Below are 2,763 nucleotides of genomic sequence, written 5' to 3'. Positions count from 1 at the left end.
CGAAGTTCGCCCTCAGGCGCCGACGAGCGCCACGAACCGCGGCTCAGCGGTCACACCCCCATCCAACCTTCCCCCATCGAGGGGGAAGGCTTGAACGTCACCCCTTCGGCCCGGCGTTTGATTTGTTCTTCTTGAAGGGCTTCTTGAAGGCCCCGTCCTTGGGCGGACCCTTGAAGGTCTCGGCCTTGCCCTTGTACCCGCCACCCTCCTTGGGCGGGCCCTTGGGCTTGAAGTTCTCGGGCTTGCCCTTGTAGCCGCCGCCCTCCTTGGGCGGGCCCTTCCACTCGGTCTTGCCCTTGTAGCCCTCGCCCTTGGGCGCGCCGTCGCCCTTGCCCTTGTACTCGGGGCGCGGGCCGGTCTTGAACGACCGGGCCGGACGCTCGCCGCCCGGCGCGTCGCGCGGCGGGGCGGTCTTCTGACCCGAGGCCGGAGCCACGGTGGGCTCGATCTTGATCTCGTCGTTCATGGTCGCCTTGACCGCCGCGGCGAACTTGGCCTCGGCGTGCTTGGCGATCTCGAACTTGGTGTCCTGGTCAAAGATCTTGATGGAGCCGATCTCCGGCTTGGTCACATGCCCCAGGCGGCAGATCATCGGGATCAGCCACTTGGGGTCGGCGTTCTTGGCGCGGCCCACATTGATGCGGAACCAGGTGACCTCGCTGGGGTCCAGACGCTCGGGACGGCCCACCGGGCCTTCGCGCTCGGGGCTCCAGCGGTCGGCCCGCGGCATGGGCCCGGAGGACGGGCCCTGGTTGTCGCGGGGATCGATATGCAGGTCCTCGGCGGCCGGCAGGCGCGCGCGGTGCAGCCGGATCAGGGCCGCGGCCACCTCTTCCGGCGTGCGGGTGGCCAGCACCAGCTTGGCCAGCGCCATGTCTTCCTCGAGCAGGGGCTCGGTGAGGATCGGGTCCTCCAGCAGCCGGGTCTGGTCGCGCTCGCGGATCATCTCCGGGGTCGGCGGCCCCTGCCAGGTGGCCTCGATATTGGCCGAGGCCAGCAACTGCTCGGCCTTGCGGCGCCGCGTGTAGGAGACCAGCAGGACCGAGACGCCCTTCTTGCCCGCCCGGCCGGTGCGGCCCGAGCGGTGCAGCAGGCCCGCCTTGTTCACCGGCAGGTCGGCATGGATCACCAGGCCGAGGTCCGGCAGGACCAGGCCGCGGGCGGCCACGTCGGTGGCGACGCAGACCCTTGCCTGGCCGTCGCGCAGAGCCTGCAGGGCGTCGGACCGCTCCCGCTGACCCAGTTCCCCCGACAGGCCCACCACCGCGAAGCCGCGCTCGCGCAGGGCCGCATGCATGTGGCGCACGCCGTCGCGGGTGTTGCAGAAGACCAGGGCCGAAGGGCTCTCGAAGAAGCGCAGCACGTTGACCACGCCGTTCTCGACCTCGTTGGGGGCCACGCGGATGGCGCGGTACTCGATGTCGCCATGCGGCTCGTGCCGGTTGACGGTGTCGATCCGCAGCGCGTCGGTCTGATAGCGCTTGGCCAGCATCGCGATCTCGCGGGCGATGGTGGCCGAGAACAGGAGGGTGCGGCGGCCGGCCGGCGCGGAGTCCAGGATCTCCTCCAGGTCCTCGCGGAAGCCCATGTCGAGCATCTCGTCGGCCTCGTCCAGCACCACGACCCGCAGGGCCGACAGGTCGAGATTGCCGCGCTCCAGATGGTCCTTCAGGCGGCCCGGCGTGCCCACCACGATGTGGACGCCGCCCGCCAGGGCCCGCTGTTCGCGGCGCGGGTCCATGCCGCCGACGCAGGTCTCGACGCGCGCCCCGGTCTGAGAATAGAGCCAGGTCAGTTCGACGCTGACCTGCATGGCCAGCTCACGGGTCGGTGCGATGACCAGGGCGAGCGGCGATCCAGCCGGCCCGAACGTTTCGGCCCCCTCCAAGAGGGTCGGTCCCGCCGCCAGGCCGAAGGCCACCGTCTTGCCAGACCCCGTCTGGGCCGAGACCAGCAGGTCGCGTCCTGCCGCCTCCTCCGCCAGGACCGCGTCCTGCACAGGGGTGGGCTCGGCGTAGCCTTGGGCCGCCAGAGCGCGCTCCAGGGCCGGATGGGTCGGGGGGAAGGGCATAGTGTCGAACGTCCGATCGGTCAGCCGCGGCGTGGGAAGACGCCGAGGGGGCGCGGCTAATGCAGCCTCGCGGCGGCTTATACAAGCCTCAAGTCAAGAAATCCCGCTGAATACACACGCGCTCGGCGGGGACGTGAAGACCGGTCCGCGTGCGAAAGTTCCGCTCCAAGATACGATGACCCGTCCTGGAACGCGTTCCGTCCAACAGCCATCGGGGGATCGAAAAGCCCCGCCAACCGTTACGGCACCATGGCATACACGATGAAGAACGGTCGGACCCCGCCCACCACCACGGGGGAAGGCCAGCTGTCCTATAAGGGATTCAAGGGTGAGGTGGCCTATGAGATCATCGGCAGCCTGGCCGGCCTGCGCCAAGGCGGCGCGGCGCTGCGCGGCTCCTTCATGACCACCGAGCAGATCGCCGACAACGCCTTCAAGGCCTGCGACGGCCACCTTCGCCTCGCCGACGGCAAGGAATACCGCATCACCATGGTCGGCTACACGCCCGGCAGCGCCACCGGATACTTCGAGCTGAAGATCTAGTTCGGGCGCCGCGCAGCGGCCCCCTTTCCAAAAGATGTCCACCTACCCTTTCCTCCCCCGTTCACGGGGGAGGGGGACCGCGCGGCACGCGGGATGGAGGGGGCGCGACCGGGCGCCGAGCTTGAGGCTCGCCCCCTCCACCGCCTATC

General features: G+C 69.6%; 2 protein-coding genes. One reads left to right on the top strand and one right to left on the bottom strand.

Features of this window, described 5'->3' with window-relative positions:
- Positions 1-97: 97 nt before the first annotated feature.
- Positions 98-2,071 (bottom strand): DEAD/DEAH box helicase, encoded by a 1,974-nt coding sequence (locus tag RMO97_RS10120; RefSeq protein WP_310540794.1) that lies wholly within the window; start codon positions 2,069-2,071, stop codon positions 98-100.
- A gap of 261 nt (positions 2,072-2,332) precedes the next feature.
- Between RMO97_RS10120 and RMO97_RS10115 the strand changes: the two genes are divergently transcribed.
- Entirely contained in the window at positions 2,333-2,614 is a 282-nt protein-coding gene (locus RMO97_RS10115; RefSeq protein ID WP_310540793.1) for a hypothetical protein, read from the top strand.
- Positions 2,615-2,763 lie beyond the last annotated feature (149 nt).

This window comes from Phenylobacterium sp., from assembly GCF_031425575.1.
GTDB lineage: Bacteria > Pseudomonadota > Alphaproteobacteria > Caulobacterales > Caulobacteraceae > Phenylobacterium.
Note: the sequence above shows the minus strand (reverse complement) of the source record. Positions and strands in the feature narration are given on the sequence as shown.